Origin of the sequence: Pseudomonas sp. HMWF021 (assembly GCF_003061005.1) — a bacterium.
GTDB lineage: Bacteria > Pseudomonadota > Gammaproteobacteria > Pseudomonadales > Pseudomonadaceae > Aquipseudomonas.
The window spans coordinates 1-26,692 of record NZ_QAIK01000180.1; the positions used below are offsets into that span (position 1 = coordinate 1).

Sequence of the window (26,692 nt, forward strand, 5' to 3'; positions counted from 1 at the left end):
AGCGCGGCGCTGGTGCATGAATTCGGCTGGGCGTGGCACGACTACGACAAACTGGCCCAGGCCGCGCTGGCCGGGCACATCATCGAATGCGGCGCGCAGTGCGTCAGTCAGGCAATCATCGACAAGACCTCGGAAATGTTCAGCCAACGCAACTGGCCACCCTACAGCGAAGTCAACATCGAACTGCTCGGCAGCGAAGCCACCTACGGCCCGCACGGCCAGCGTCGCGACAGCCGCGAGGTGGTGATCAAACTCGCCGTGCGCCATCCACAGAAACAAGCATTGATCCTGTTCTCCCGGGAAATCGCCCAGGCCGCCACCGGCATGGCGCCGGGGCTGACCGGCATCGTCGGCGGGCGGCCGACGGTGTATCCCTTGATCCGCCTGTTCTCGTTCCTGATCGATAAAACCGCCTGCACCCTGCAAGTCGCCATGGCCGGCGAACAACATCCCTGCGCCCTGCCCGCGCACACCCCGCTCGACAGCCACGACCTGCCAACCCCCGAGCAGCCCCCCAAGCCCCAGGGCCGCGCCGACGCCAGTGTGCCGCTGGTCAAACTGGCGGTGGCGCGCTCCGGTGACAAGGGCAACCACAGCAACATCGGCGTCCTGCCGCGTCGGCCCGACTACCTGCCGTGGATCGCCGAAGCGCTGACCCCGGCGGTGATCGTCGACTGGATGCGCCATGTGCTCGATCCAATTCACGGTCGGGTCGAACGCTGGTATCTGCCCGGCACCCACAGCCTGAATTTCCTGCTGGAAAACGCTCTCGGTGGCGGTGGTGTGGCAAGTCTGCGTATCGATCCACAGGGCAAGGCTTTCGCCCAGCAATTGCTGGAAATCCAGATCCCGGTGCCGCAGAGCATCGCCGAACAACTCGACTAGAGGTTGGGCTTCATGGCTTACGCATCGATTTTCAAAGCCGATCTGTTCAGCGGCCAGACCCTCATCGTCACCGGTGGCGGCAGTGGCATCGGCCGCTGCACCGCCCATGAACTGGCAGCGCTCGGAGCCAATGTGCTGCTGGTCGGGCGCAAGCCGGAAAAACTGCAAAAGGTTGCCGCCGAAATCGCCGAGGACGGTGGCCGCGCTCACTGGCAAGCCTGCGACATCCGCGACGAAGACGCGGTAAAGGCACTGGTTGCCGAACTGATCGCCGAACACGGGCCGATCCACGGTCTGGTCAACAATGCCGGCGGCCAGTACCCATCGCCATTGGCCTCGATCAATCAGAAAGGTTTCGAAACCGTACTGCGCACCAATCTGGTCGGTGGTTTTCTGATGGCCCGGGAAGTGTTCAACCAGTCGATGAGCAAGCACGGCGGCAGCATCGTCAACATGCTCGCCGACATGTGGGGCGGCATGCCCGGCATGGGTCACTCGGGTGCGGCACGTTCGGGGATGGACAATTTCACCAAAACCGCCGCGTTCGAATGGGGTTATGCCGGGGTGCGGGTCAATGCAGTGGCACCGGGCTGGATCGCCTCCAGTGGCATGGACACTTATGAAGGCGCGTTCAAAGCGGTGATCCCGACCCTGCGCGAACACGTGCCGCTCAAACGCATCGGCACCGAATCGGAGGTCAGTGCAGCGATTGTTTTCCTGCTCAGCCCGGCGGCGGCATTCATCAGTGGCAGCACCTTGAAAATCGATGGCGCCGCCAGTCTCGGCAGCCGCGCATGGCCGTTGCACAAGGCAAGCCACAGCGAGTCGTTCAACGGTTTCCATCGGGCGTACCTGCCCGACGTGCTCAAGGACAAGGAGTAAGCCATGCCGCAGATCCAGTCCGAACTCGATCCGCACAGCGAAGCCTTCGCCCGCAACCGCGCGGCGATGCTCACGGCCATCGAGCACGTCCAGCAACTGGAACAGAACCTGCTGAACAAGGCTGCCGAAGCCAAGGCAAAATTCGACAAGCGCGGGCAACTGCTGCCCCGCGAACGCCTGAACCTGTTGCTCGACCCCGGCGCACCGTTCCTCGAACTGGCGAGCCTGGCCGGCTACAAACTGCACGACGACAAGGACGGCAGCGCCGCCGGCGGCGGCCTGATCGCCGGCATCGGTTATGTGTCCGGCATTCGGGCAATGGTGGTGGCCAACAACAGTGCGATCAAGGGCGGCACCATTTCCCCCACCGGCCTGAAAAAATCCCTGCGTCTGCAGCAGATCGCCCAAGACAACAAACTGCCGGTGATCACCCTCGCCGAAAGCGGCGGCGCCAACCTCAACTATGCCGCTGAAATTTTCGTTGAGGGTGCGCGCAGCTTCGCCAATCAGGCGCGGATGTCGGCCATGGGTCTGCCGCAGATCACCGTGGTGCACGGCTCGGCCACCGCAGGTGGCGCCTATCAGCCGGGGTTGTCGGATTACGTGGTGGTGGTGCGCGGCAAAGCCAAGCTGTTTCTTGCCGGGCCGCCGCTGCTCAAGGCTGCAACCGGCGAAGTCGCCACCGATGAGGAACTGGGCGGCGCCGAGATGCACGCGCAGGTCGCCGGCACCGCCGAGTACATGGCCGAGAACGATGCTGATGGCGTGCGACTGGTGCGCGAAATCCTGCGCATGCTGCCGTGGAACGAACAGCTGCCGTGGCTGCCGGAGCCGCAATACAAAGAGCCGCTCTACCCGATCGACGAACTGCTAGGGCTTATTCCCGACGATCCGAAAAAACCCTACGACGTGCGCGAGATCATTGCGCGGATTGCCGACGAATCTGAGTTCCTCGAATTCAAGGGCGAGTTCGACCAGCAGACCGTGTGCGGGCAACTGAAAATCCACGGCCGCGCCTGTGGCCTGATCGGCAACAACGGCCCGATCACCCCGGCCGGTGCGAGCAAAGCGGCCCAATTCATTCAGCTGTGCGATCAGAGCCAGACGCCTTTGCTGTTCTTCCACAACACCACCGGCTTCATGGTCGGCACCGAGTCCGAGCAGCAAGGCGTGATCAAACACGGTTCGAAACTGATTCAAGCGGTGGCCAATGCGCGCGTGCCTAAACTGACGATTGTGGTCGGTGGCTCCTACGGTGCCGGCAACTATGCGATGTGCGGGCGCGGTCTCGATCCGCGGTTCATCTTCGCCTGGCCCAACAGCCGCACGGCGGTGATGGGCGGCGCACAGGCCGGCAAGGTGCTGCGCATCGTCACCGAGGCCAAACAGCTCAAGGAGGGACTGGTGCCGGACCCGAAGATGCTCGACATGCTCGAACAGGTCACCGCGCAGAAACTCGACAGTCAGTCCACCGCGCTTTACGGCAGCGCCAATCTATGGGACGACGGCCTGATTGACCCACGCGAAACCCGCACCTTGCTCGGTTACCTGCTGGATATCTGCCACGAAGCCGACATCCGCACGCTGCAACCCAACAGCTTCGGCGTCAGCCGCTTCTGACCGCCACGGATCCCAAGGAGAACAATAAAAATGATCTTCACCCCGGAACACGAAGCACTGCGCCGCACCGTCCGCCAATTCGTCGAACACGAGATCAATCCGCACGTCGAAGAATGGGAAAAGGCCGGACGATTTCCGATCCACGAGATTTTCCGCAAGGCCGGCGACCTCGGTCTGCTGGGTATTTCCAAACCGGAAAAATTCGGCGGCATGGGCCTCGACTACAGCTACTCGATTGTCGCCGCCGAAGAGTTCGGCACCATTCATTGCGGCGGCATTCCGATGTCGATCGGCGTGCAGACCGACATGTGCACCCCGGCGCTGGCCCGCTTCGGCTCCGATGAGTTGCGCGACGAATTTCTGCGCCCGGCCATCACCGGCGAGCAGGTGGGCTGCATCGGGGTTTCGGAGGTCGGTGCCGGTTCCGACGTCGCCGGGCTCAAGACCACGGCGCGCAAGGACGGCGACGACTACGTGATCAACGGCAGCAAGATGTGGATCACCAACTCGCCCAGCGCCGATTTCATCTGCCTGCTGGCCAACACTTCGGACGACAAGCCGCACATCAACAAGTCGCTGATCATGGTGCCGATGAACACGCCGGGGATCAGCCTCAGTTCGCACCTGGACAAGCTCGGCATGCGCAGTTCGGAAACCGCCCAGGTGTTTTTCGACAACGTGCGTGTGCCGCAGCGCAACCGCATCGGCCACGAAGGCGCCGGCTTCATGATGCAGATGCTGCAGTTCCAGGAAGAGCGCCTGTTCGGCGCGGCAAACATGATCAAGGCCCTGGAATATTGCGTCGACAGCACCATCGAGTACTGCAAGGAACGCAAGACCTTCGGCAACGCGCTGATCGACAATCAGGTGATCCACTTTCGCCTCGCCGAATTGCAGACCGAAATCGAATGCCTGCGCGCACTGGTCTATCAGGCCACCGAGCAGTATGTGAAAGGCCAGGACGTCACGCGCCTGGCGTCGATGGCCAAACTCAAGGCCGGACGCCTCGGTCGTGAAGTCAGCGACAGCTGCCTGCAATACTGGGGCGGCATGGGCTTCATGTGGGACAACCCGGTGGCCCGCGCCTATCGCGACGTGCGGCTGGTATCGATTGGCGGCGGCGCTGACGAAATCATGCTCGGCATCATCTGCAAACTGATGGGCATCCTGCCGGGGAAAAAGAAATGAGCCCCCTGCCCGATTGCCAGACGCTGTTGCTGGAACAGCACGGCGGTGTGCTGCACATCACCCTCAATCGCCCGGACAGCCGCAATGCGATGAGCCTGCAAATGGTCGCCGAACTGCGTGCGGTATTGGCGGCGGTGCGCGATGAGCGCAGGGTTCGCGCCCTGGTGCTTAGTGGTGCCGGCGGGCATTTCTCTGCCGGTGGCGACATCAAGGACATGGCCAACGCCCGTGCCCGGGGCGCCGATGCCTATCGCGATCTGAACCGCGCGTTCGGTGCCTTGCTGCAAGAAGCGCAGCACGCGCCGCAAGTGCTGATCTGCGTGTTGCAAGGCGCGGTGCTGGGCGGTGGACTGGGCCTGGCATGCGTCAGCGATATCGCAATGGCCGATCATCAAGCGCAGTTCGGTCTGCCGGAAACCAGCCTTGGCTTGCTGCCGGCACAGATCGCTCCGTTCGTGGTGCAGCGCATCGGCCTGACCGAAACCCGCCGTCTGGCGCTGACTGCGGCGCGCTTCGATGGCCATCAGGCGCGGCGGCTGGGGCTGGTGCATTTTGTCGAGCAGGATCCGCAGGCACTGGCCGAGCGCCTCGATGAAGTGCTCGATCATGTGCTGTGCTGCGCACCGGAAGCGAACGCGGCGACGAAAAAACTGCTGCTCGCCAGTGCCGGGCAGCCGTCGAGTGAATTGCTGGATCAGGCTGCGCAGATGTTTAGCGAGGCGGTGACGGGCGAAGAAGGGATCGAGGGCACCATGGCTTTCGTGCAAAAGCGTAAACCTGGGTGGGCCCCTTAAAAGCTTCGCGGGCAAGCCCGCTCCCACATTTGGAACGCGTTCCGTCTGTGGGAGCGGGCTTGCTCGCGAAGAGGCCAGCACCGACATCGCAAATTCCGAGGGAACAACCATGCCCACCATCCACAAAATCCTGATCGCCAACCGTGGTGAAATCGCCTGCCGCATCCAGCGCACCGCCCAGGCCCTCGGCTACCGCACCGTCGCCGTGTTCAGCGATGCCGACGCCGATGCCCTGCACGTGCAAATGGCTGATCAAGCCGTGAACATCGGCCCGGCTCCAGTGCAGCAGTCTTACCTGAACATCCCGGCGATCCTCGACGCCGCCCGGCGCAGCGGTGCCGATGCGATCCACCCCGGCTATGGCTTCCTCTCGGAGAATGCCGGATTCGCCCGCGCCTGCGCTGAGGCCGGCCTGACTTTTATCGGCCCGAGTGCCGAGGCGATCGAACTGATGGGCAGCAAACGCCTGTCGAAAATCGCCATGCTCGATGCCGGCGTGCCGTGCATTGCCGGCTATCAAGGTGCCGAGCAGGACGATGCCACCTTGCTGCGCGAAGCCGAGCGCATCGGTTATCCGCTGATGATCAAGGCCAGTGCCGGCGGCGGCGGACGTGGCATGCGTCTGGTGCACAGCAGCGAAGATTTACCAGCGCAATTGCGCACGGCGCGCTCGGAGGCGCTGAACGGTTTCGGCAGTGACGAACTGATCCTCGAGCAGGCGCTGATCGAACCACGCCACGTCGAGGTGCAGTTATTCGGTGACCACCATGGCAACCTGATCTACCTCGGCGAACGCGATTGCTCGGTGCAGCGCCGGCACCAGAAAGTCATCGAGGAAGCGCCCTGCCCGGTGATGACCCGCGAGCTGCGTCAGGCCATGGGCGAAGCAGCGCTCAAGGCTGGCCGGGCGGTGAATTATGTAGGTGCCGGCACCGTCGAGTTTCTGCTCGATGCCCGAGGGCAGTTCTATTTTCTGGAAATGAATACCCGTCTGCAGGTCGAACACCCGGTGACCGAACTGATCACCGGGCAGGATCTGGTCGCCTGGCAACTGGCGGTCGCCGAGGGGCAGCCGCTGCCACTGACCCAGGATCAGGTCACGCTGGATGGCCATGCCATGGAAGTGCGTTTGTATGCCGAAGATCCGACGCAGGATTTTCTGCCACAAACCGGCCGCGTCCAGGCCTGGGAACCGGCCTTGAGTCCGGGTGCGCGAATCGATCATGGTTTGCGCGAAGGTCAATCGATCAGCCCGTTCTACGACCCGATGCTGGGCAAACTGATAGCCCATGGCGCCACCCGCGAAGAGGCACGGCGCAAGCTGTTGCGCGCGGTGCAGGACAGCGTGCTGCTCGGCGTCCAGAGCAACCAGCGTTTGCTGGTCAGCCTGCTGCAGCATCCGCAGTTCATCAGCGGCGAATTCAGCACCGCGTTCATCGCGCAGCATTTCACTGACCACCCCTGTTTACACACTTACGCACCCGGCGCCGAGGAACTGGCGATTGCCGCCGTGCTGTTCTATCAGGCCGGCGCACAGGCGCATCGTGCATCGCTCAAAGGCTGGCGCAACAATGCCGGCGTACCGCTCGATTACCGCCTGGGCCTTGAACAACAGGACTGGAGCGTACGCTTGCTTGCGGGCATCAACGGCCTCTTCACCGTGAACACCATGGAGCGCGCGCTGGAACTGAAAGTCATCGATGGCGACGAGCGCTCGGTGACGCTGGAAATCGACGGCTTGCGCCAGCGCCACGCCTGGCGGATCGATGGCGAAGCACTGTGGCTGTTCACCCATCCCGGCAGCCTGCGCCTTGAGGACCGAACTCATGCGCTGATCAGCAGTCAGAGCAGCGTCAGCTCCGGCACGCTCAAGGCGCCGATGGACGGTGCCATCGTCGACGTGCTGGTCAGCGAAGGCAGCCCGGTCAGCAAGGGGCAGTTGCTGGTGGTGCTGGAGGCAATGAAAATGGAGCACCCGCTCAAGGCCGGTATCGACGGCGTGCTCAAGCGGGTGCAGGTCAAGGTCGGCGATCAGGTAAAGAATCGTCAGGTTCTGTTGCAGGTCGAGTGAGTCGCCAGGCGCAAACGCAAGGTTTGACTACGCTCTGATCTATCAGGACGCGTAAATCAGGAAACCTGCGATGCCCCATTGGCTGGTCATTGATCTGGAAGCCACCACTGATGAAGGTGGCTGGCCGGTTACGGAAATGGAAATCATCGAAATCGGCGCGACGCTGGTCGATCGTGCCGGTCGCGAGCAGGATCACTTTCAGCGGTTCGTCAAACCGACCCGGCGGCCGTTGCTGACGCCGTTTTGTCGTGAACTCACGCACATCACCCAGGCCAACATCGACGCCGCACAGCCATTGAGCGAAGTCTGGCCGGCGTTTGAACGCTGGCTTGGGCAGCACCAGCCACGGCTCGAGGGCTGGGTCAGCTGGGGTGACTACGACCGCAAGCAGTTGCTTCAGGAATGGCAGCGCCTGCAACTCGACAGCGCGTTGAGCCGGGTGCCGCACATGAATCTCAAGCAGCGCTTCGCCAAGGCCCGCCGCCTGGAGCGGCCGCTGGGGCTGAACGGTGCGTTGCAACTGGCCGGCATGCAGTTCAGCGGTCAGCAGCATCGGGCGCTGGAAGATGCGCGCAACACCGCGCGATTACTGCCGTTGGTGCTGCCACTGTGAAGTCAGAGCGAGAACTCACCGGACACGCTCCGGGCAGGTGACGGCGCCAGGAGCCTTGTGCATACTGGCCGGCCCTTTTTAACCCTTTTAAGCCCTATTCGAGAGGAATCGCCCATGTTCAAAGTCAACGAGTACTTCGACGGCACCGTCAAGTCCATCGCTTTTGGCACCGCTGAAGGTCCGGCGACCATCGGCGTCATGGCCCCGGGCGAATACGAATTCGGCACCGCTCAGCGCGAGATCATGCATGTGGTCTCCGGTGCGCTGACCGTCAAACTGCCGGACAGCAGCGACTGGGAAACTTTCGCCGCCGGCAGCCAGTTCAACGTGCCGGCCAACAGCAAGTTCCAGCTGAAAGTCGCCGTTGAGACTGCTTACCTGTGCGAATACCGCGGCTAAAGCAACGGCTTTTCCCAGCGCAAAAAAATGCCCGTGTCCATGGACACGGGCATTTTCATTTGCGGCATCGGTTATTCGAGGATTTCCACCGCCATACCGACTTCCAGACGCCCATTGCTGTCGTTGACCAGGTTCTGGCCGAACATCGCACCATCGGCCTGGGCACGGTATTTCTGCAGGGTTGCCAGCGGTTCGCGGTCGGCACTGCGTTCACCGGTCTGCGGATCGATGGTGGTCAGGATGCAGCGCGAGCACGGTTTGACCACCCGAAACTCGACATCGCCGATGCGAATACGCTTCCAGCCATCTTCGGCAAACGCCGTACTGCCTTCGATCACCAGATTCGGTCGAAAGCGCAACATCTCCAGCGGCCGCCCGACCTTTTGCACCAGATCCTGCAGCGATGCCTCGCCGATCAACAACAACGGGAACCCGTCGGCGAACGCCACCTGATCGTCTTCACGGCCATAACCGGCCTGCGTCATGCGCGCGCGATCAAGCGGCACCTGCACCAGCCGGGTCGGCTTGCCAATGAAATCGCTGACCCAACGGGCCGCTTCGTCACCAGCGTCCGGAACCCGTAGCGTGTCGCGCCAGATCGTCACGCCGCGCAGTTCGGCCTCATCCCCGGGCAACGGGATATCCAGCGCTGCCTGCTGCGGCGCACTGAGGGTCAGACCACCCTGCGCATTCCACAGTGCCGACAACTGGCTCATCTTCGCCTCGGCCCGCTGGGTCAGGAAGCGACCACTGGCTTCATCCACGAGCATCCAGCGTCGGTCCCCTTCAAGGCCCAGCTTGTCCAGGCCAATCGACTGCAGAATCTCGGGCTTGCCGGATTTCAACGGGTAACGATAAAGCGCGCTCAGACGCAGCATGTCCAGCTTCCTGATGGGCAAAAATGCCACCCTATACGAGCTTTATCTGCGAATCAAAGCCTGAGTTCGAGCACTGCACGACAAGGTAGGAGCTGCGGCACGCTGCGATCTTTTGCCGTTGACTTTAAGGATCAAAAGATCGCAGCCTCGTTTCACTCGACAGCTCCTACAGGGGCGGTGTGGTTTTGTGGTCAGGCAGGCACTTCATCGAGCATCAGACGCTGGCGCACCACGTCGACCAGTTTGTCCGGCTGGAACTTGGAGAGGAAATTGTCACAGCCGACTTTCTTCACCATCGAATCGTTGAAGCTGCCGGACAGCGAAGTGTGCAGCACCACGTACAGGCCACGCAGGCGTGGATCGTTGCGGATCTCGGTGGTCAGGCGATAACCGTCCATCTCTGGCATTTCCGCGTCGGTGAACACCATCAGCAGCTTGTCGGTCATGTTCACGCCGGTATCGGCCCAGGCCTTGAGCATGTTCAGCGCTTTCAGACCATCGCTGGCGATGTGCATTTTCACGCCGAGCTGGCCGAGGGTGTCGCGCAATTGCGAGAGCGCTACGTTGGAGTCGTCCACCAGCAGCACTTCGCGGCCACGGGCACGCTCCAGTACCGGATCGTCGAGCTTGTCGCGCGAAACCTTGGCGTTGTACGGGACGATTTCGGCGAGGACTTTCTCGACGTCGATGATTTCCACCAACTGCTCGTCGACCTTGCTGATCGCGGTCAGATAATGCTGGCGGCCGGCGCTGGTCGGCGGCGGCAAAATGGCTTCCCAGTTCATGTTGACGATGCGGTCTACGCCACCGACCAGGAAAGCCTGCACCGAGCGGTTGTACTCGGTGACGATAATGGTGCTGTTGGGGCCCGGCACCAGCGGTCGCATACCGATTGCCTGGGACAGGTCGATCACCGGCAGCGTCTGCCCACGCAGGTTGACCACACCGCAGACAAACGGGTGGCGCTGGGGCATCAGGGTCAGCTTGGGCAGTTGCAGAACTTCCTGAACCTTGAACACGTTGATCGCGAACAATTGGCGTCCGGCCAGTCGAAACATGAGAATTTCCAGGCGATTCTCACCCACCAGTTGCGTGCGTTGGTCTACCGTGTCGAGAATGCCGGCCATCAATGACTCCTGGGCTTGTGCTGATAAATTCACTATTGGGGGTTATCGGCTGTTTATGGCGATTCTTGATCCCCATAGAAATCACCCTCAAAATGCCATACACAGGCATTGATGTCACATTAACATCATGCTTTACTGGCTCGGCAATTTCATCTGCTACATTCTTTCCTGGCGCGACCACAGTTAGCGCCACAGGTTCCCGCGTGTAAGGGAATCCCCTAGTATCAATCAGGCCCAACCTGATGTTCGCAATTTCCAATAGCCATTAATGTGACGCCATTCTCATTGCATGAACGGAGTCAGGCTATTGTGTGCGATCGCAGTTCAGTGGAAACACACCCTCTGGAAAACCTCGGCCAGTGCACTTGTGCGGCGGGGCGCGATCTGCCGACGGTTCATGATCGTCGACACACACGGCATTCCCTCATCAGACATGACGCTGTGGAGATAAGCATGCCAATCGACCGCAAAGACTGGGCACAACGCTTTCCCGAATTTCTCGTCGAGGCTGAACAACTGCTGGCCAAGTCCGAGGAATGCCTGAGCCATCTGCAATTGATCAGCAACGACAAGGATGCGATCGACTGCATGCGCAGCACTCTGCTCAAGCTCGCGGGCCGCGCTGAAGCGTTGGCACTGGAGGCGATTTCCGAGTTTTCCCTGCACATTCATAGTCTGCTCGACCATGCGCCGGAACCTATCGACCTGCACGCACCGGCATTGGAAGCGCTCAAAGACTGTTTCACCCTGATGGCCTGGCAGATCGAACTGGTCGATCACAACACCGGTCAATTGAGCCTTGATGACAGCGAGCAGACTTCGCTGATCGAAGCCTTCGCGTTCCAGGTTGGCCAAGGCCGCTTTCAGCCGCCACTCTCGACTCAGTCACTTGCGCTATTGACCTATTCCGAGCGCCAGGCTTGATTGGCAGCGATCAATACGCCAATCGAGGCGGTAGATCCGAATCATAGAATGTCGCAATTGAATAGTTCATACCTGCCAGCGACAAAGCGAATTAAATAATCTCACCCTGACACCTGCGAATATTTTCCCGTGGCCTCAGGGTTTGCCTGTGTCTGTTAACGTTGAACTTCGGGCGACATCGATATCTGTCGAGCACACTAAACCGACTTTTTCCATTATGGAACTCGAGTCCAACATGGCGTCTTTCCTGACTCAATGGACATATATGGCAACGCGACCAACGGTATCTTAAGTGGTATTATGCCGGCCGTTAGTTGCTCTCAATTAATGGCACAGTGATTCAATGACCATCATCATCCAAAGTTGATGATCAAATAGCGTTCGCTGAGCCTCGTTAAAATCAATAACATAATTGACAGCATTTTCAGACAGAGACCCGCCAGCCACCGGCCGGTCTACCCGCAGCGAACATCCATTGGCTCCATCCGCTATGTACGCCAGCCTCAAGTCAATCACCACATGGCCACCCTCCCGGGAAAATGCACGCCGGTTCACACTCATATTGAGTGTCATCGCCGCCGTCGGCAGCCTGCTGACCTACGGTTTGTCGGCGCCACTGTCACTGGGCCTGCTGCTGCTGAACATCGCTGCCACCGCTTGTGTCTGGGTGCAATATCGCCTTTCGCGCAAATCTATCAAGTTCCAGCCCCAGGAACTCGCCGACCGTTTGCTGGAAGTCCAGGAAAACGAACGGCACCGGCTCAGCCGCGAACTGCACGACGACATCGGTCAGTTGCTGACCGCCGCCAAGCTGCAAAGCGAATGGTTGAAGAGGCGTCTGCCACAGGATCTGCAAGAGCAATGCTCGACACTCTGCGACACCCTTGAAGAAACCCTGAACAAGGTGCGCGACGTTTCGGCCATTCTCAATCCGCGACAACTGACCAGTCTCGGGCTGGAAGCCAGTCTGCGTGCGCATCTGCTCAAGACCCTGGCCAACACGCCAGTGCACTGGAGCCTCGATTGTCAGCAACGGCTCAACGGCATCCCGGAAGAGATGGCGGTTGCCGCCTTTCGCATCACCCAGGAAGCGGTTACCAACATTCTGCGACACGCGCAGGCCAGCAACCTGCTGATCCGTGTGCAACGCCTGCCGCAAGGCCTGACGCTGTTGATCAGTGACGATGGCCAAGGGTTTGCGCCCGCCGTCGATCCGGGCCGGGAAGGACAACGCGGCATGGCCGGAATGGCCGAAAGAATCGAACAATTGGGCGGCACGCTGAATGTCATCAGCGAGCCGGGCAAAGGCACTCAAATCGAAGCACTATTCCCCTGGGCGCCCCGTGCACTCGAGCGGGCCAGTACGAATAAGGTTATGCGTTGACTTGTAACTTACTTCTGGTGGATGACCACTCGCTGATCAGGGCCGGCGTGCGCGCTCTGGTGCTCGATATTCCCGGCTACGCGGTCGTTGGCGAAGCCAGTGACGGCTCGCAACTGCTCGAAATGGTCGAGCAACTGGCGCCTGATATCGTCTTGCTGGATATCTCGATGAAGGAAACCGGTGGCCTGGAAGCCCTGCAACGGCTCAAGCGCGTGCGACCGCAGAGCAAGGTGCTGATTCTGTCGATGCACACCGACCCGGCGCTGATCATGCAGGCGCTGGAGTCCGGAGCGTACGGTTATCTGCTCAAGGACACCACGGCCACCGAGCTTGAGCATGCCCTCGAAGCCCTGCGCAACAACGAACGCTACCTGAGCCCGGCGATTGCCCATACGGTAATCAACCAGGCACTGATCCGCACACAGAAAAGCCATACGGAAGCAACCGACTCCCACAACCTGACAGCACGTCAGCTGGAAATCCTGCGGTTGATCGTACGCGGCAAATCCACCCGGGAAATTGCCAACGGCCTGGGCCTGAGCATCAAGACCGTCGAAACCCACCGCTCGCAGATCATGAAGCGCTTGCAGATCTACGATGTGGCGGGCCTGGTACTGTTTGCAGTACGCGAGCAGATCATCAGCCTGGACGACTGATCGACGGCGCCCTCCCCAGCAACGGTGAGCCCGCCGGCAAGTGCACTGACAACGCACCCGGCCGCGCCTCGAATCGCAGACTGTCACCTTCCAGCGGTTCGCCATCCAGATTGATGCACAGCCCTTCAGCGACCTTGATCTCGACCCACGGCAAGCGGTTGCGGACGAACATGTTGTCGATCCCGAACCCATCGCTCAGCAGGTTCTTGAGCGTGCCGACCAGCTCCTGCGGTGCCGGGAGAATACTGATATCCAGCAAACCGTCATCGACCAGCGCCTGCGGACACAGCACGTGTCCGCCACCCGCCTGCCGACCATTGCCGATGCCCAGCGCCAGCAAATCACCGCTCCAGTGAAAATCCGGCCCCTGCAACTCGCCATAGGCTGCATGCAGCTCGCTGAAGCGTGACAATCCGGTGAAGAGATAAGCCGCGCCGCCCAGGACTTTTTTCAGATCTTCCGACGTATTGGCGGTGACATTACTGCCAAAGCCCCCAGTGGCCATGTTGAGAAAAATCTGTCCGCCCACCTCGCCCAGATCGATGGCATGTGCAGGCGTATCCAGCAAATCCAGCGCCTCGGCCGGTTCCAGCGAAATGCCCGCAGCACGGGAAAAATCGTTGGCGGTGCCCAGCGGCAGGAGCACCAGACTGGCTTCGCCAGGACGCGCAGCGAGTGCCTGGGCAATGTCGCGCAACGTGCCATCCCCGCCACCGGCGATGATCTGCTTGAATCCGGCTGCCAGGGCCTCCTCGACAATGCGCTGGGCATCCCCCGCCTCCCAGGTCAGACGCACCGCCAGTTCCCACCCCTGCTCGCGCTTATGTTCCACAGCGGCGCGAACTGCTTCGTTGAGTGCCTGCTTGCCATGCAGAATCAACAGCGCCTTGCGTTCACTCATAACGGTTACTCCGCAGTTTGAATCGATATGAGACATGTTGACCGCGCGCACTTGCAAAAAAGTCGCAAAGATTTGAATAAATTCGATACAGATGAGCGGGGATCTACAACACGCAGACCTTTCCTACGAATCTTGATGAATCGGCTTAATTGACCTGGTTCTGGCATTGGTACACCTTGTGTGGGCAGTATCAATCAACGAGGCAACACAAGGATGTGCAGGTAATGAGCGGATTCACGTCAAGCGCGAAAGTGAGCGCAAGGCAAGGTGTTGGTTGTCCGGCTGGGTGCAGTACCGGGAGCCATCATGCTGAACCATGAAGCCAGGGCGCCGGTGAGCCCTGTTCCACCGCAGGCCGAAAAGCGCGCCTATAAAAAGTCCGATTTCAAAAGCAGCGCCAAGACCACCGGAGAATCAGAAATGGAACCTCGTGTTACCGAGCTGGAAACCCACCTCAAGTACATCCGAAGGGACATGGATGAAATCAGGAGCGACGTCAAAACCATCAAGCACCGACTTGCCTATGCCGCCGGTGCGACGGCCGTCGCAATGGGGCTGCTCGGTTGGGTAGCCAACAGTCGGTTCGATCAAATGGTGGCTTTACTGAGCCATTGATGCCCAGGGCATGGCGAGGATGCCTGCAGGCATCCTCGCTACGGATCCGGGAGTCAATCCAGCAGATCGCTTAACGGTATGAACATGACGTCTTCCCCGACAACCAGTGTGCGGCCCTCCATTACCTCCACCAGGCCATCGGCCCAGGCAGCACTGCGCAGGACGCCGGAACTCTGGTTGCGATAAATCGTAGCCCGCCCCTGCTCAAGACGACCACGCAGGTATTCGCGACGATTACCTGCCTGTGGCCAGTCGAATCCCGCCGGCACACGGAACTTCAAAGGCTCCACAGCCTGCACGCCTTGCCGCCGCAAAAGGTATGGACGAGTCAGCAGTGCAAAGGTCACCAGGGTTGACGCCGGGTTACCGGGAAGTCCGATCACCGGAACATTGCGAAAATGCCCGAACGTCAATGGTTTTCCTGGTTTGATGGCAAGCTTCCACAGGGTCAGCTCACCTTCTTCGCGCAAGGCGATACCAAGGAAATCAGCCTCACCTACCGACACCCCACCCGTGGATAGAATCAGGTCGACATCCTGCAGTTCGCCGAGCCGCTGACGGGTCCTGGATAAATCATCGGGAAGAATGCCGGCGTCGACCACTTCGCAACCCAAACGCTGTAACCAGCTGCACAGCAGCACGCGATTGCTGTTGTAGATCTGTCCCGGCCCCAATGCCTGACCCGGCTCGACCAGTTCATCCCCCGTGGACAACACCGCCACCCGCACCTTGCGTACGACGGTCAGTCCGGCGCAACCCAACGACGCCGCCAACCCCTGCTCGATCGGCCCCAATCGGGTTCCGGCAGGCAGTATCAACTCACCTGGGGTTGTTTCCTGGCCTTGCGGGCGAATGTTCTGCCCAATGGACATGGGCTCGATGAACTTCACGCTGCCATCGGCCAGAATCTCGGCGTTTTCCTGCATTTCGACACAGTCGGCACCCGCCGGGACGGGCGCCCCGGTGAAAATTCGTGCGCAGGTTCCAGGTTTCAGCGGCTCAGGCGACTGACCGGCGAACACTTTCTGGCTGACCGGCATCGGCTCGCCGGTCCAGTCGGCGAGGTTCAGCGCATAGCCATCCATGGCACTGTTGGGCCAGGGCGGCAGGTCCAGCGTCGATACCAGATCCTGCGCCAACACTCGCCCGTCAACTTGCGCCAGGGGCAAATATTCGCGCTCGAGAATGGGCGTGGCCTCGGCCATCTGCAGCAGGCGCGCCAAGGCTTCTTCGACCGGCATGAGGCTGCCGGTCTTGCCCGGCTTACCCACGGGATTCACAAGGAGCCGCCTGCTTCAAATGAGCAACGAAGTTGCATGGACGGTGCCGCGAATCCAGTTGTTCGGCCAGAATACCGTCCCAACCGGTGCGTACCGCATTGGTCGAACCCGGCAGACAGCAGACCAGCGTACCGTTGGCCAGACCGGCCAGTGCCCGCGACTGCACGGTCGAAGTGCCGATATCGGCCACGGAAATCTGCCTGAACAGCTCACCAAAACCGTCGACCTGTTTGTCGAGCAGGCAAGCGACAGCCTCCGGCGTGCTGTCACGTCCGGTGAAGCCTGTGCCGCCGGTAATCAGCACAACCTGCACCACGTCCTCGGCAATCCAGTGGGCAACTTGCGCGCGGATCTTGTACAAGTCATCTTTGAGCAGAACCCGTTCGGCCAGGTAGTGGCCAGCAGCAGTCAAGCGGTCTACGAAGACCTGGCCTGAGGTGTCGGTTTCCAGTGTTCGGGTATCACTGACAGTCAGCACCGCAATGTTCAGCGGCGCAAAAGGTACATCGGCCTTGGCTTTCATCAGGCTCGTCCAGTTGTAGAAGAAACAGCCCGGTGTTATATCACAGCGCCTGAATTTTTCGCCGCCCTGCCGGAGAGCCGAGATGATCACGAGTACGCCACTGCCCCCCTGTTCCATTCTGCTCCTGGCAGGCGGACGCGGCCAGCGCATGGGCGGCCAGGACAAGGGGCTGATCGAATGGCAGGGCGAGCCGTTGATTGCACACTTGCAGCGCAAGGTGCGACCGCTGACCGACGACCTGATAATCTCCTGCAACCGCAATCGCGAGCGTTATGCCGCCTACGCCGACCAATTGGTGAGCGATGGACAGAGCGACTTCCCCGGTCCGCTCGCCGGCATCCTCGCCGGTCTCACGGCCGCCCGCCGGCCACACCTGCTGGTCTTGCCTTGCGATGTGCCGCGAATCGACGCAGCGCTGTTGCAGGACATGCGTGAAACCGCCAGCCAGTTTCCTGAAAAACCTTTAATGTTGCGTCACGACGACCACTGGGAACCCCTGCTTTGCGTGATCCCCGTCGCGCTTCTGCCCACGTTCGAGGACGCCTGGAACGCCGGTGAACGCAGCCCTGGCCGGATCATGCGCAATCTCGGTGCGACTGCCCTGCAATGTCCGGACAATGACCCGCGACTGGCCAACCTGAACACCCCCGAACTGTTAAATGCGCATAACACTGTGTCAGACTGACAGCATTCAAGGAACTCTCACGCCTTGTATACGTCTCAAGCTCAGTAACCAAAAGTATTCCCATTCGGAGACACACCCATGACTCAACGGACCCTCGCCACTTTCATGCTCGCACTGGGCCTGGCAACCCTCGCTGGTTGCTCGTCGCCAACAGTGATCACCTTGAATGACGGTCGCGAAATCCAGGCCGTCGACACCCCGAAATATGACGAAGATTCGGGGTTCTATGAGTTCAAGCAACTGGACGGCAAAGAGACCCGCATCAACAAGGATCAGGTTCGTACCGTTAAAGAGCTGTAAGCTCCAGGTCGACACCGGATACGAAAAAGCCCGCATTCATGCGGGCTTTTTCATGGGCGCTGGAAAATCAGTGGCGTCACCACTGCAAGGTGATCCTGCTCTCGAACTCGCGTTGCTCACCGGTCACCGGGTCGATAAACCGCAGCCCCTGCGCCAGCAGCTTCAGCGGATTGGCGTAGTCGTCCTCGACGTCTTTCAACACGTCCGGATAAAACGGATCGTTGCAGATACTCGCCCCCAGCGCGGTCATGTGCACCCGCAACTGGTGTTTCTTGCCAGTCACCGGGTACAGGCCGTAGCGCCAAAGATCGCCGTTCTTCTCCCGGACTTCCACAGCGGTTTCGGTATTGGCAACCCCCGGCCCTTCCTGCATGCGGAAGAACGGTTCGCCGTCGATCAGACGACTTTTGTGTACCAAGGGAAACTCCAGATCCGGCAGCGCACGGGCGATCGCCTCATAGCGTTTGTCGATCTGCCGGGTCGGAAACAGCGACTGATAAGCCGAACGGGTTTGTGGGTTGGCCGAGAAGATCACCAGCCCGGCGGTGTGCCGGTCGATGCGGTGCAATGGCACCAGATGCGGATTATCGAGGCGACGGATCAGGCGACGCAGTAACGTCTGCTCGACGTACTCACCGGCTGGCGTGACCGGCAGAAAATGCGGTTTGTCCGCCACCACCAGATGCTCATCCGCATACAGAATCGACTCAAGCACCGGAATCGGCTTCTCATCTGGCACTTCACGGAAGTAGTGAATGCGCAGGCCTTCCTTGTACGGCAGATCCACCGCGATCGGCTGGCCCTGACCGTCCAGCACCCGCCCTCGGGCGATCCGGTCCAGCCACTGCTCGCGACTGATTGCGCGGAAATGCTGACACAGGCAATCGAGCACGGTCGGCCATGTGCCAGGCGGCAAGTAAAGGGTGCTGGCCTGATTCTGTGCAGCAGAAAATGATGGAGTGGACATACGGAAATTCGAACCCTCGATGCAGGCCGGCATTATCCAACACTGAGCGAGGCGAACCTAGCGCAGAATCTGCCGCCCGATTCAGGCCGGTACAGACTTGAGTGCAGCGGCTTCGGTGAACTCCTTCAGCCAGCGCAGCACATCGACCGCCTCCCAGCGCCCCGGGTCATACAAGGCGTACAACAGGCCCTGATAGCCGACCACGTCCAGCTGTTTGTGATAACCGGCGCGCTGGAACAGCGCTTCGATCTCGGCAAAACAGGTGTTGAAATGCAGTTTGTTGAACGGCGTCTTGCCCTCCGTGACCAGCCCGTCCAGACGCAACTCGAGGACCGCCTCGCGCACCACGTCAACCGACATCCGGTTCACGCTGTTCTTCAACTGTTCGACATTGACCACGGTTCGTCCCTCTGACTGCCGGATTCACCTGCTCAAGTCATCAAAAGCAGCAGGCCAACCCAATTACTGTATGCGCATACAGTAAACGAATAATCCGCAGAGTGCCAACGGGAGGATGGCCGCTCACGACCAGTGGATGACCCATTCAGCGCAGGAAGGCCACGACCTGATCGGCACTGAAAGGCCAGCTCAGCTCCGCGCCGGTGTCAATTCGACGCAGTACCGGAATCCGCAGGCTGTAAGCCTCGAACCAGGATTCATCGTCAGCAATATCCACCAGTTCCACCAGCAGGCCGTGCTCGACAAACGGCATCAACTCGGCTTCTGCCACCTCGCACAGATGGCATCCCAAGGTGCCGAACAACTGACATTCAGGAAGCATGATCGCTCAACCGGAAAAATGAGCACTCATTCTAGGCCTGCCTCGAAAACCCGTCGAGCCACGGCAGCCCACAGGCCCTTGCATGGCAACGAGCATGCAAAACCCTGACGCAAATCAGCCCGCAAAAAACCCAGTCAGGCGATGCTCCCGGACTTTTTGCCTCTACGCTTGAGAAGCCTGAACCTGACATCGGAGTGCCTTGTGTTTGCCAACCTGTTGATCATCCTCGCCTCATCCCTGGTGATGATTGCCCTGTTCCGCCGCCTGCGCCTGCCGCCGGTGCTGGGCTATCTCTGTGTGGGCCTGATGGTGGGACCGACCGCATTCAACTGGGTCAACGAGAGCGAACACCTGCCCGACGTGGCCGAGCTGGGGGTAGTGTTTCTGCTGTTCTCGCTGGGTCTGGAGTTTTCCCTGTCGAAAATGATCGCGCTGCGCAAAGTGGTGTTTCGCCTGGGCAGCCAGCAAGTGTTGCTCAGCACCGGATTGCTCGGGCTGGTGCTGATACTGCTGGGCATGCCGCTGGCCCCGGCCCTGTTGCTTGGCGCCGGGCTGTCGCTGTCGTCGACGGCGATTGTCACCAAGGAGTTGAGCAGCCTGGGCGAAGTGTTCAGCAGTCACGGGCAGAATGCGGTCGGGGTGTTGCTGTTTCAGGACGTGGTCGCGGTGTTGCTGCTGACCCTGGTGCCGGTGTTCGCCGGCAGCAGCACGCAAGCCTGGTACTGGGCCTTGCCATTGACGCTGGTGAAGACCGTGGTGCTGTTTTTCGGTCTGTTGCTGGCCAGTCGCTGGTTGTTGCCACGGCTGTTCCATGAAGTGGCTGCCTCACGTTCGGCGGAGCTGTTCGTGCTGCTGGCGCTGGTCATTGTGCTGCTCACCGCATGGTTGACCCACCTGCTGGGCCTGTCCCCTGCCCTCGGTGCTTTTCTGGCCGGGATGCTGCTGGGCGAGAGCCACTATCGCCATCAGATCGAAGCCGACATCCGGCCCTTTCGCGACATCCTGCTCGGGGTGTTTTTCGTCAGCATCGGCATGCTGATCGACCTGCAACTGTTCGTCAGTCACAGCTTGCTGATTCTCGGCCTGACCCTTGGTCTGATGCTGATCAAAGGCATTGTCGTCGCGCTGTTGGTGAAGTGGCGCGGCAGCGATCACGAAACGGCCTGGCGCAGCGGCCTGGCCTTGGCGCAGGGCGGGGAATTCTGCTTCGCGTTGATGGCGCAGATGCAGCAAAACCGCATGTTGCCTGACGAGTTGGGCGCCCTGCTGCTCGCGGCCACCTTCTGTTCGATGCTGCTGACGCCACTGCTGTTGCGCGCCGCGCCACGCATTGCCGCAAGCCTGCATCGCAAGCCGAACCAGGAGGCGCAAATCGAGGAAATCAGCGCCCTCAACGCCGGGCTGAATCAACACGTGGTGATCTGCGGCTACGGCCGTGTCGGCCAATCCATCGGCCGTTTCATGCGCAATGCCAGCCAACCTTACATCGCTCTGGATAATGATCCGGTGCGCGTGCAGGAAGCCGCTTGCAGCGAAAGCGATGTGCATTACGGCGATTCCTCACGAGGCGATTTGCTGACGGCGGTCGGGTTGTTGCGCGCCAGATTGCTGGTGATCGCCGTGGATCAGAGCGATGTCAGCCTGCGGATTCTCAAGGAAGCGCGCCGGCTCAATATGCACATCCCGATTCTGGTACGAACCCGCGACGACAGCCAATGGGCCGAACTCAAGGCCGCCGGCGCCACCGAAGTGGTGCCGGAGCTGTTGGAATCGAGCCTGATGCTCGCCTCCCACGCGCTGATCATGCTCGGCTTGCCGGCCCATCAGGTGCAGGAAAAAATCGATCAGGTGCGCATCGACCGTTATCGCCTGCTGCACGGTTTCTACCCTGGCGCCGAAGACCAGGAAGCTTAATCCTGACTCACCGCGCCGATCTTGTGCAGCGACAGGTCGGCGCCGTAATACTCTTGCTCCTGACTCAGGCGCAGGCCGTGCAACGCTTTGATCACGCCGTATACGGCAAAACCACCCAGCAACGCCACCAGCACTCCGAGCGCAGTGCCGATCAACTGGCTGATCAGGCTGACACCGCCGAGGCCACCCAGCGCAGTCTGGCCGAAGATGCCGCAGGCAATGCCGCCCCACACACCGCACAAACCGTGCAGCGGCCAGACGCCGAGCACATCATCGATACGCCATTTGACTTGTGCTGCGGTAAAGCACCAGACAAACAGCGCGCCGGCAATCGCGCCGGTCACCAGGGCACCGACCGGATGCATCAGATCGGAACCGGCGCAGATCGCCACCAGCCCGGCCAGCGGGCCGTTGTGCAGGAAGCCCGGGTCATTGCGCCCGACAATCAACGCCGCCACCGTGCCACCGACCATGGCCATCAACGAGTTGACCGCCACCAGCCCGCTGACGCCCTGCAAGGTCTGCGCGCTCATCACGTTGAAGCCGAACCAGCCGACAATCAGAATCCACGAACCCAGCGCCAGAAACGGAATGCTCGACGGCGCGAACGCCACCAGACGCCCGTCGCGATAACGCCCGTTGCGCGGACCGAGCAGCAGCACCGCCGCCAGCGCCAGCCAGCCGCCCATGGCGTGCACCACCACCGAACCTGCGAAGTCATGGAACGCCGCGCCAAAGCGTGCCGTCAGCCAGGCTTGCAGACCGAAGTTGCCATTCCAGATCATGCCCTCGAAAAACGGGTAGATGAACGCCACGATCAGCGCCGTCGCACACAATTGCGGAACGAACCGAGCGCGCTCGGCAATGCCGCCGGAGATGATCGCCGGGATCGCTGCGGCAAAGGTCAGCAGAAAGAAAAACTTCACCAGCCCATAACCGTGATCAGCACTCAGCACCGCCGCCGGTTGCATGAAGGTCACCCCGTAGGAGATCCAATAGCCTATAAAGAAATAGGCCAGAGTCGAAACGGCAAAGTCGCTGAGAATTTTCGACAGCGCATTGACCTGGTTTTTCTGGCGAACCGTGCCGACTTCAAGGAAGGCGAAACCGGCGTGCATCGCCAGCACCATCACCGCACCGATCAGAATGAACAACGTGTTGGAGCTGTGAACCAGCGTGTCCACAGCGCTTTGCAGATTTTCCATAAAGAGGCAGACCTGAAGGCTAAAAAGGCACCAAAGCGGTTCGCGCGAACAATTCATGCACCAAGTTGCGCCCCGTCCGCCCCCGCACTGCAACTGCGACGAACCGATTTGGCGCACATGGTTGATGTCCTGACACGAACCAGGATTATTTGAGTTAAGGTTTTGCTGCATGCACGCCCGCCAACAGCGCACGGCGGCAGCAGGACGCACCACGACATAGCAAAAGCTGTACCAGTCATTTGTACTGAACCTTCGCGCAAGGCTCATACTCGAACGCTTCAGATGTCACTTACGGAGATCCACCCATGGCCAGCATCAAGGCAAAGACTGCTCAAGAAATCCTCATGAACGACTTCCAGACCCTGGTCGCCGACACCGAAAGGTTGCTCGAGCACACCGCCACTCTGGCAGGCGATCAGGCCGATGAATTGCGCGAACAGATCCACGACAGCCTGCTGCGCGCACGGGAAACCCTGAAGCTTACCGAAGACACGATCCGCGACCGTGGCCAGGCTGCAGTGGCCGCCACCGAAGACTACGTGTCGGCCAACCCTTGGCAGTCGGTGGGTATCGCCGCCGGTGTAGGTTTTCTGATTGGCCTGCTGGCCACCCGGCGCTGATCATGTCGATCGGCGAACATGGCCCGGCGTCGGGCACTGCATCTTCCACGCGGCGTCTGGGCGCCGCAGTCCTTGGCTTGCTGCACAGTCATGTCGAGTTGTTCGGCATTGAGTTGCAAGAGCAGAAGGCACGCACCGTCAGCCTGTTGCTGTTCGCAGGGCTGGCACTGGTGTTTGCGCTGCTGTTGCTGGTCGGTCTGTCGACTCTGGTGCTGATCGTGTTCTGGGACACCTACCGTCTGGCCGCGATCATCGGCCTGTGCGTGTTCTACACCCTGGCGGCCGCCTTCTGTGGATTGCGCCTGAAGGCAGCGGTCTTCGATGAATCCTCGCCCTTCCATGGCACCCTGGAAGAGCTGGCTAACGACCGGGAGCGCCTGCTGCCATGAGCCTGCCTGAACTGCCACATAACAGCTCGCGTCGGGAAATGCGCAAGGCCTTGATCCGCTTGCGCATGGAAATGCACCGTCAGGAAATTCGCCATGAAACCGGTCAGGTGCTGGCGCCGTTGCATCGTATGCGCGGCATGACCCAGAACCTGCAAGGCGGCTTCGGCGTCAAACATGCGCCGCTGTGGGGGATGGCGGCGGTGACGTTGCTGGGCTTTCTGACCGGCAAAGGAGCCAAGAGCGGTGGTGTTGGCGGTTTGACCCGTCTGATCCGCCTGGGCACAAGCCTTGGTCCCTTGATCAAACTGGTCATGCAAAGCTCGCCCAAACGCTGAGCCCACGCTTCTGGCTGCATTCTTGCAATATCCGCGGGATTGAATCTGCTTATCTGCAGATTCAATCCCGTGCGCCTGTCCGCCGGACGGGATTGAACCCGAACCCGCCCACTAAGGAGGCCCCGTGATCGACGGGCAACCGCTCGCCTGCTTCCAGCCCTTCATCGATACCGCCACGGGGCGGATTGCCGGCGTCGAAGCCTTGGGTCGTCTGCGTCAGGCCGATGGCCAACTGAACTCGGTCGGGCCGTTGTTCGCTGACCCACGCACACCCGCCGTTGCCCTGCGCCGTCTCGATCGCCAGATTCGCGACAATGCCCTGAGCCGCTTGCAGGAAGCCCCGCACGACTGGTTCCTGAGCCTGAACATGTCGCCGCGCTGGATCAGCCGACTGCGCAGCGATCAGGCTTTGCCCAGCCTCCAGCAGATGACGCGACACGGCGTCGATCCGCGACGCATCGTGTTCGAGATCACCGAACTGGGCGGTAATGGCCAGCGTCTGGCTGAAGTGGTGGCGCGTTATCGCCAGGTGGGGGCAAGGATCGCCATCGACGATTTTGGTGCCGGCTACTCGCATCTCGACCGGGTGCTTGCGCTGCAACCGGACATACTCAAACTCGATATGCGCTTGTTCCAGGCCGCCGCACTCGGCGGCCCCAGCAGCGATGTGGTCAAGGCGCTGGCGCAGATGGCGGAGAAGACGGGCTGCTGGATCATCGCCGAAGGGGTCGAAACCGAAGCGCAATTGGATTTCGCCCTTGAGTGCGGCTCGCGCTACGTCCAGTGGTTTCTGTTCGCCCGCGCACAGGAGGCGTTCTATCCCGCTGATGCTTTCGTCCAGCGTTTCGCGAAATTGCGCCAGCGTTACGTGAATCAGAAACTCGCCGAACACGCACGCCTGATGCAAATGCGCCAGCAACTGGCCGAGCTCATGACGATCCTGCAAGCCTGGGCACAAGCGCATGCGCCGTTGAGCGCGCTGCCGCAACCGGGAGCTTTTCCCTGGCTATTGCGCTTCTATCAATGCGATCGGCATGGCACCCAACTGACACCCAATCTTGAATGGCGCCCGCATGGCTGGGTTGCCGACAATCGATACCTGGGACACAACTGGTCATGGCGCCCGTACTTCTATCATCTGCTGGCCGAAGGCTGGGAAGAGCGGCGGCTGACTCTGTCCAGCACATACCGCGATGCGACCAGCAACCAGTACTGCCTGACCGCCGGCCAGTTTTTCGATAACGGCGAGCGCCTGCTGTTGATCGATATTGACGCGGCCGGGCTGTAGTTCCGCTTGCAGCCCGAGGCGCGAACCGGGAAGCTAAGGCACCAGTCACCCGACGGAGAGAATCAGCCTTGGATTGGCAAACCCTGCTCAACCGCGAACGCCTTGGAAAACCGCTGCACAGCCCGCAGGAACTCGGCCGCAGCCCCTTTCACAAAGACCATGACCGCATCATTTTCTCTGGCGCCTTCCGCCGCCTCGGGCGCAAGACCCAGGTGCATCCGGTGTCGAGCAACGATCACATCCACACGCGCCTGACCCACTCGCTCGAAGTCAGTTGTGTTGGCCGTTCGCTGGGCATGCGCGTGGGCGAGACCCTGCGCAGCGCCCTGCCCGACTGGTGCGACCCCAGCGATCTGGGCATGGTTGTGCAGTCGGCCTGTCTGGCCCATGACATCGGCAATCCGCCGTTCGGGCATTCCGGTGAAGACGCGATTCGTCACTGGTTTCAACAGGCCGCCGGGCGCGGCTGGCTCGACGGAATGAGCGAGACCGAACGCGGTGACTTCCTCAATTTCGAAGGCAACGCCCAGGGCTTTCGGGTCCTCACTCAGCTTGAGTATCACCAGTTCGATGGCGGCACCCGACTGACCTACGCCACCCTGGGCACCTATCTCAAGTACCCGTGGACGGCCCGCCACGCCGATTCGCTCGGCTATAAAAAGCACAAGTTCGGCTGTTACCAGAGCGAACTGCCGCTGCTTGAGCAAATCGCCCACAAGCTCGGCCTGCCGCAACTGGAAGATCAACGCTGGGCTCGGCATCCGTTGGTGTATCTCATGGAGGCCGCGGATGACATTTGCTATGCGTTGATCGATCTGGAGGACGGCCTCGAGATGGATTTGCTCGAATACGCCGAGGTCGAGTCGCTGCTGCTCGGTCTGGTCGGTGACGACTTGCCGGAAACCTACCGCCAGCTCGGACCGCAGGACTCGCGTCGGCGCAAACTGGCCATTCTGCGTGGCAAGGCCATCGAACATCTGACCAACGCTGCAGCGCGGGCATTTGTCGAGCAACAGGACGCGTTGCTCTGCGGCACCCTGCACGGCGATCTGGTGGAACATATGCACGGCCCGGCAAAACGCTGCGTGTTGAACGCCAAGGACATCGCTCGCAAGAAAATCTTCCAGGACAAGCGCAAGACCCTGCACGAGATTGGCGCCTACACCACGCTGGAAATCCTCCTGAACGCGTTCTGCGGCGCGGCACTGGAGCAACACAATGGACGCACGCCGTCGTTCAAGAGCCGGCGCATACTCGATCTGCTGGGCAACAACGCGCCGGATCCCCACGGCCCGCTGCATACATCGTTCCTGCGCATGATCGACTTCATCGCCGGCATGACCGACAGTTACGCCAGCGAAATGGCGCTGGAAATGACCGGTCGTTCCAGTCACTGACGACATTTGCCTCATCCGGGTCAGAACCGCTGCCCGGTGAGGTATTCGTGACGCCACAGGTTAAAGCCGGA

Annotated in this window: 29 protein-coding genes; 20 read left to right on the plus strand and 9 right to left on the minus strand. The window is 60.6% G+C overall.

The window, feature by feature from the left end:
- The 8 genes from DBR18_RS25690 to DBR18_RS25725 form a co-directional block, all read left to right on the plus strand.
- The coding region (locus tag DBR18_RS25690) for an acyclic terpene utilization AtuA family protein (protein ID WP_146188798.1) at positions 1–885 on the plus strand (885 nt) is incomplete at its 5' end.
- A gap of 12 nt (positions 886–897) precedes the next feature.
- Positions 898–1,767, plus strand: coding sequence for an SDR family oxidoreductase (locus DBR18_RS25695; RefSeq protein ID WP_108592417.1), 870 nt, complete (start codon positions 898–900; stop codon positions 1,765–1,767).
- A 3-nt stretch (positions 1,768–1,770) separates the two neighbouring features.
- Positions 1,771–3,387: a geranyl-CoA carboxylase subunit beta gene (atuC, locus tag DBR18_RS25700; protein ID WP_108592418.1), complete on the plus strand. Its 1,617-nt coding sequence runs from the start codon at positions 1,771–1,773 to the stop codon at positions 3,385–3,387.
- A 30-nt stretch (positions 3,388–3,417) separates the two neighbouring features.
- Entirely contained in the window at positions 3,418–4,575 is a 1,158-nt protein-coding gene (atuD, locus tag DBR18_RS25705; RefSeq protein WP_108592419.1) for a citronellyl-CoA dehydrogenase, read from the plus strand.
- Positions 4,572–5,369 (plus strand): enoyl-CoA hydratase/isomerase family protein, encoded by a 798-nt coding sequence (locus tag DBR18_RS25710; RefSeq protein ID WP_108592420.1) that lies wholly within the window; start codon positions 4,572–4,574, stop codon positions 5,367–5,369. Before atuD ends, DBR18_RS25710 begins: the two co-directional genes overlap by 4 nt.
- Positions 5,370–5,478: 109 nt before the next feature.
- The gene (locus tag DBR18_RS25715; RefSeq protein ID WP_108592421.1) at positions 5,479–7,440 is read left to right on the plus strand and encodes an acetyl/propionyl/methylcrotonyl-CoA carboxylase subunit alpha; all 1,962 of its coding nucleotides are present in this window, start codon (positions 5,479–5,481) and stop codon (positions 7,438–7,440) included.
- Between the two features lie 70 nt (positions 7,441–7,510).
- Positions 7,511–8,053 carry an exonuclease domain-containing protein gene (locus tag DBR18_RS25720; RefSeq protein ID WP_108592422.1) on the plus strand — a complete coding sequence of 181 codons (543 nt, stop codon included), beginning with the start codon at positions 7,511–7,513 and terminating at the stop codon, positions 8,051–8,053.
- A 114-nt stretch (positions 8,054–8,167) separates the two neighbouring features.
- A complete protein-coding gene (locus DBR18_RS25725) occupies positions 8,168–8,452 on the plus strand; it encodes a pyrimidine/purine nucleoside phosphorylase (protein ID WP_097088279.1) in 285 nt (94 codons plus the stop codon).
- A 71-nt stretch (positions 8,453–8,523) separates the two neighbouring features.
- On the opposite strand, the gene DBR18_RS25730 is transcribed toward DBR18_RS25725, so the two are convergent.
- Positions 8,524–9,330: an MOSC domain-containing protein gene (locus tag DBR18_RS25730; RefSeq protein ID WP_108592423.1), complete on the minus strand. Its 807-nt coding sequence runs from the start codon at positions 9,328–9,330 to the stop codon at positions 8,524–8,526.
- 191 nt (positions 9,331–9,521) lie between these two features.
- Complete coding sequence (locus DBR18_RS25735; protein WP_025113180.1) at positions 9,522–10,457, minus strand: chemotaxis protein CheV; 936 nt, start codon at positions 10,455–10,457, stop codon at positions 9,522–9,524.
- A 453-nt stretch (positions 10,458–10,910) separates the two neighbouring features.
- Here DBR18_RS25735 and DBR18_RS25740 point away from each other — a divergent pair, with 453 nt between their 5' ends.
- The 3 genes from DBR18_RS25740 (at position 10,911) to DBR18_RS25750 (ending at position 13,421) form a co-directional block, all read left to right on the plus strand.
- Positions 10,911–11,381, plus strand: coding sequence for a hypothetical protein (locus DBR18_RS25740; protein ID WP_108592424.1), 471 nt, complete (start codon positions 10,911–10,913; stop codon positions 11,379–11,381).
- A 490-nt stretch (positions 11,382–11,871) separates the two neighbouring features.
- Entirely contained in the window at positions 11,872–12,765 is an 894-nt protein-coding gene (locus DBR18_RS25745) for a sensor histidine kinase (protein WP_108592425.1), read from the plus strand.
- Complete coding sequence (locus tag DBR18_RS25750; protein ID WP_108592426.1) at positions 12,762–13,421, plus strand: response regulator transcription factor; 660 nt, start codon at positions 12,762–12,764, stop codon at positions 13,419–13,421. Before DBR18_RS25745 ends, DBR18_RS25750 begins: the two co-directional genes overlap by 4 nt.
- On the opposite strand, the gene yegS is transcribed toward DBR18_RS25750, so the two are convergent.
- Positions 13,405–14,322, minus strand: a complete 918-nt coding sequence (gene yegS, locus DBR18_RS25755; RefSeq protein WP_108592427.1) for a lipid kinase YegS — start codon at positions 14,320–14,322, stop codon at positions 13,405–13,407. The genes DBR18_RS25750 and yegS overlap by 17 nt on opposite strands.
- Before the next feature lie 306 nt (positions 14,323–14,628).
- Here yegS and DBR18_RS28455 point away from each other — a divergent pair, with 306 nt between their 5' ends.
- On the plus strand, positions 14,629–14,937 hold the full coding sequence (locus DBR18_RS28455; RefSeq protein WP_177482439.1) for a hypothetical protein: 309 nt from the start codon (positions 14,629–14,631) through the stop codon (positions 14,935–14,937).
- Positions 14,938–14,990: 53 nt separating this feature from the next.
- Here the strand turns inward: DBR18_RS28455 and glp are convergent, their stop codons facing one another.
- Complete coding sequence (gene glp, locus DBR18_RS25765; RefSeq protein WP_177482442.1) at positions 14,991–16,178, minus strand: gephyrin-like molybdotransferase Glp; 1,188 nt, start codon at positions 16,176–16,178, stop codon at positions 14,991–14,993.
- 22 nt (positions 16,179–16,200) lie between these two features.
- Positions 16,201–16,740, minus strand: coding sequence for a molybdenum cofactor biosynthesis protein B (moaB, locus tag DBR18_RS25770; RefSeq protein ID WP_108592429.1), 540 nt, complete (start codon positions 16,738–16,740; stop codon positions 16,201–16,203).
- Positions 16,741–16,822: 82 nt separating this feature from the next.
- On the opposite strand from moaB, the gene mobA reads away from it, so the two are divergent.
- Positions 16,823–17,425, plus strand: a complete 603-nt coding sequence (mobA, locus tag DBR18_RS25775) for a molybdenum cofactor guanylyltransferase MobA (RefSeq protein WP_108592430.1) — start codon at positions 16,823–16,825, stop codon at positions 17,423–17,425.
- A gap of 78 nt (positions 17,426–17,503) precedes the next feature.
- Positions 17,504–17,725, plus strand: coding sequence for a YgdI/YgdR family lipoprotein (locus tag DBR18_RS25780; RefSeq protein ID WP_003226722.1), 222 nt, complete (start codon positions 17,504–17,506; stop codon positions 17,723–17,725).
- 76 nt (positions 17,726–17,801) lie between these two features.
- Here the strand turns inward: DBR18_RS25780 and DBR18_RS25785 are convergent, their stop codons facing one another.
- From DBR18_RS25785 to DBR18_RS25795, 3 genes are all read right to left on the minus strand, one after another.
- Entirely contained in the window at positions 17,802–18,692 is an 891-nt protein-coding gene (locus DBR18_RS25785; protein ID WP_108592515.1) for a pseudouridine synthase, read from the minus strand.
- An 81-nt stretch (positions 18,693–18,773) separates the two neighbouring features.
- Entirely contained in the window at positions 18,774–19,091 is a 318-nt protein-coding gene (locus tag DBR18_RS25790) for a transcriptional regulator (protein ID WP_108592431.1), read from the minus strand.
- Positions 19,092–19,236: 145 nt separating this feature from the next.
- Positions 19,237–19,473: a glutaredoxin family protein gene (locus DBR18_RS25795; RefSeq protein WP_108592432.1), complete on the minus strand. Its 237-nt coding sequence runs from the start codon at positions 19,471–19,473 to the stop codon at positions 19,237–19,239.
- A gap of 201 nt (positions 19,474–19,674) precedes the next feature.
- On the opposite strand from DBR18_RS25795, the gene DBR18_RS25800 reads away from it, so the two are divergent.
- Positions 19,675–21,387, plus strand: a complete 1,713-nt coding sequence (locus tag DBR18_RS25800) for a monovalent cation:proton antiporter-2 (CPA2) family protein (protein ID WP_108592433.1) — start codon at positions 19,675–19,677, stop codon at positions 21,385–21,387.
- Here DBR18_RS25800 and DBR18_RS25805 read toward each other — a convergent pair.
- Positions 21,384–22,592, minus strand: a complete 1,209-nt coding sequence (locus DBR18_RS25805) for an ammonium transporter (RefSeq protein ID WP_108592434.1) — start codon at positions 22,590–22,592, stop codon at positions 21,384–21,386. The two genes, DBR18_RS25800 and DBR18_RS25805, sit on opposite strands and share 4 nt — an antisense overlap.
- A gap of 305 nt (positions 22,593–22,897) precedes the next feature.
- On the opposite strand from DBR18_RS25805, the gene DBR18_RS25810 reads away from it, so the two are divergent.
- The 5 genes from DBR18_RS25810 (at position 22,898) to DBR18_RS25830 (ending at position 26,621) form a co-directional block, all read left to right on the plus strand.
- Positions 22,898–23,212, plus strand: a complete 315-nt coding sequence (locus DBR18_RS25810; protein ID WP_108592435.1) for a YqjD family protein — start codon at positions 22,898–22,900, stop codon at positions 23,210–23,212.
- A 2-nt stretch (positions 23,213–23,214) separates the two neighbouring features.
- Complete coding sequence (locus DBR18_RS25815; RefSeq protein ID WP_108592436.1) at positions 23,215–23,601, plus strand: phage holin family protein; 387 nt, start codon at positions 23,215–23,217, stop codon at positions 23,599–23,601.
- Positions 23,598–23,936, plus strand: a complete 339-nt coding sequence (locus tag DBR18_RS25820; RefSeq protein WP_108592437.1) for a hypothetical protein — start codon at positions 23,598–23,600, stop codon at positions 23,934–23,936. Before DBR18_RS25815 ends, DBR18_RS25820 begins: the two co-directional genes overlap by 4 nt.
- A gap of 124 nt (positions 23,937–24,060) precedes the next feature.
- A complete protein-coding gene (locus DBR18_RS25825) occupies positions 24,061–25,224 on the plus strand; it encodes an EAL domain-containing protein (protein ID WP_108592438.1) in 1,164 nt (387 codons plus the stop codon).
- 68 nt (positions 25,225–25,292) lie between these two features.
- On the plus strand, positions 25,293–26,621 hold the full coding sequence (locus DBR18_RS25830) for a deoxyguanosinetriphosphate triphosphohydrolase (RefSeq protein ID WP_108592439.1): 1,329 nt from the start codon (positions 25,293–25,295) through the stop codon (positions 26,619–26,621).
- Positions 26,622–26,692 lie beyond the last annotated feature (71 nt).

Excerpts from the sequence above, each read along its gene's own strand:
- DBR18_RS25715 (WP_108592421.1), top strand. The coding sequence starts at position 5,479 with ATGCCCACCATCCACAAAATCCTGATCGCCAACCGTGGTGAAATCGCC.
- DBR18_RS25720 (WP_108592422.1), top strand. The coding sequence starts at position 7,511 with ATGCCCCATTGGCTGGTCATTGATCTGGAAGCCACCACTGATGAAGGT.
- DBR18_RS28455 (WP_177482439.1), top strand. The coding sequence starts at position 14,629 with ATGCTGAACCATGAAGCCAGGGCGCCGGTGAGCCCTGTTCCACCGCAG.
- DBR18_RS25710 (WP_108592420.1), top strand. The coding sequence starts at position 4,572 with ATGAGCCCCCTGCCCGATTGCCAGACGCTGTTGCTGGAACAGCACGGC.
- DBR18_RS25745 (WP_108592425.1), top strand. The coding sequence starts at position 11,872 with ATGTACGCCAGCCTCAAGTCAATCACCACATGGCCACCCTCCCGGGAA.
- yegS (WP_108592427.1), bottom strand. The coding sequence starts at position 14,322 with ATGAGTGAACGCAAGGCGCTGTTGATTCTGCATGGCAAGCAGGCACTC.
- atuD (WP_108592419.1), top strand. The coding sequence starts at position 3,418 with ATGATCTTCACCCCGGAACACGAAGCACTGCGCCGCACCGTCCGCCAA.
- DBR18_RS25810 (WP_108592435.1), top strand. The coding sequence starts at position 22,898 with ATGGCCAGCATCAAGGCAAAGACTGCTCAAGAAATCCTCATGAACGAC.
- DBR18_RS25725 (WP_097088279.1), top strand. The coding sequence starts at position 8,168 with ATGTTCAAAGTCAACGAGTACTTCGACGGCACCGTCAAGTCCATCGCT.
- moaB (WP_108592429.1), bottom strand. The coding sequence starts at position 16,740 with ATGAAAGCCAAGGCCGATGTACCTTTTGCGCCGCTGAACATTGCGGTG.
- DBR18_RS25735 (WP_025113180.1), bottom strand. The coding sequence starts at position 10,457 with ATGGCCGGCATTCTCGACACGGTAGACCAACGCACGCAACTGGTGGGT.
- DBR18_RS25785 (WP_108592515.1), bottom strand. The coding sequence starts at position 18,692 with ATGTCCACTCCATCATTTTCTGCTGCACAGAATCAGGCCAGCACCCTT.
- DBR18_RS25730 (WP_108592423.1), bottom strand. The coding sequence starts at position 9,330 with ATGCTGCGTCTGAGCGCGCTTTATCGTTACCCGTTGAAATCCGGCAAG.
- DBR18_RS25820 (WP_108592437.1), top strand. The coding sequence starts at position 23,598 with ATGAGCCTGCCTGAACTGCCACATAACAGCTCGCGTCGGGAAATGCGC.
- DBR18_RS25795 (WP_108592432.1), bottom strand. The coding sequence starts at position 19,473 with ATGCTTCCTGAATGTCAGTTGTTCGGCACCTTGGGATGCCATCTGTGC.
- atuC (WP_108592418.1), top strand. The coding sequence starts at position 1,771 with ATGCCGCAGATCCAGTCCGAACTCGATCCGCACAGCGAAGCCTTCGCC.
- mobA (WP_108592430.1), top strand. The coding sequence starts at position 16,823 with ATGATCACGAGTACGCCACTGCCCCCCTGTTCCATTCTGCTCCTGGCA.
- DBR18_RS25780 (WP_003226722.1), top strand. The coding sequence starts at position 17,504 with ATGACTCAACGGACCCTCGCCACTTTCATGCTCGCACTGGGCCTGGCA.
- DBR18_RS25815 (WP_108592436.1), top strand. The coding sequence starts at position 23,215 with ATGTCGATCGGCGAACATGGCCCGGCGTCGGGCACTGCATCTTCCACG.
- DBR18_RS25695 (WP_108592417.1), top strand. The coding sequence starts at position 898 with ATGGCTTACGCATCGATTTTCAAAGCCGATCTGTTCAGCGGCCAGACC.
- DBR18_RS25740 (WP_108592424.1), top strand. The coding sequence starts at position 10,911 with ATGCCAATCGACCGCAAAGACTGGGCACAACGCTTTCCCGAATTTCTC.
- glp (WP_177482442.1), bottom strand. The coding sequence starts at position 16,178 with ATGCCGGTCGAAGAAGCCTTGGCGCGCCTGCTGCAGATGGCCGAGGCC.
- DBR18_RS25805 (WP_108592434.1), bottom strand. The coding sequence starts at position 22,592 with ATGGAAAATCTGCAAAGCGCTGTGGACACGCTGGTTCACAGCTCCAAC.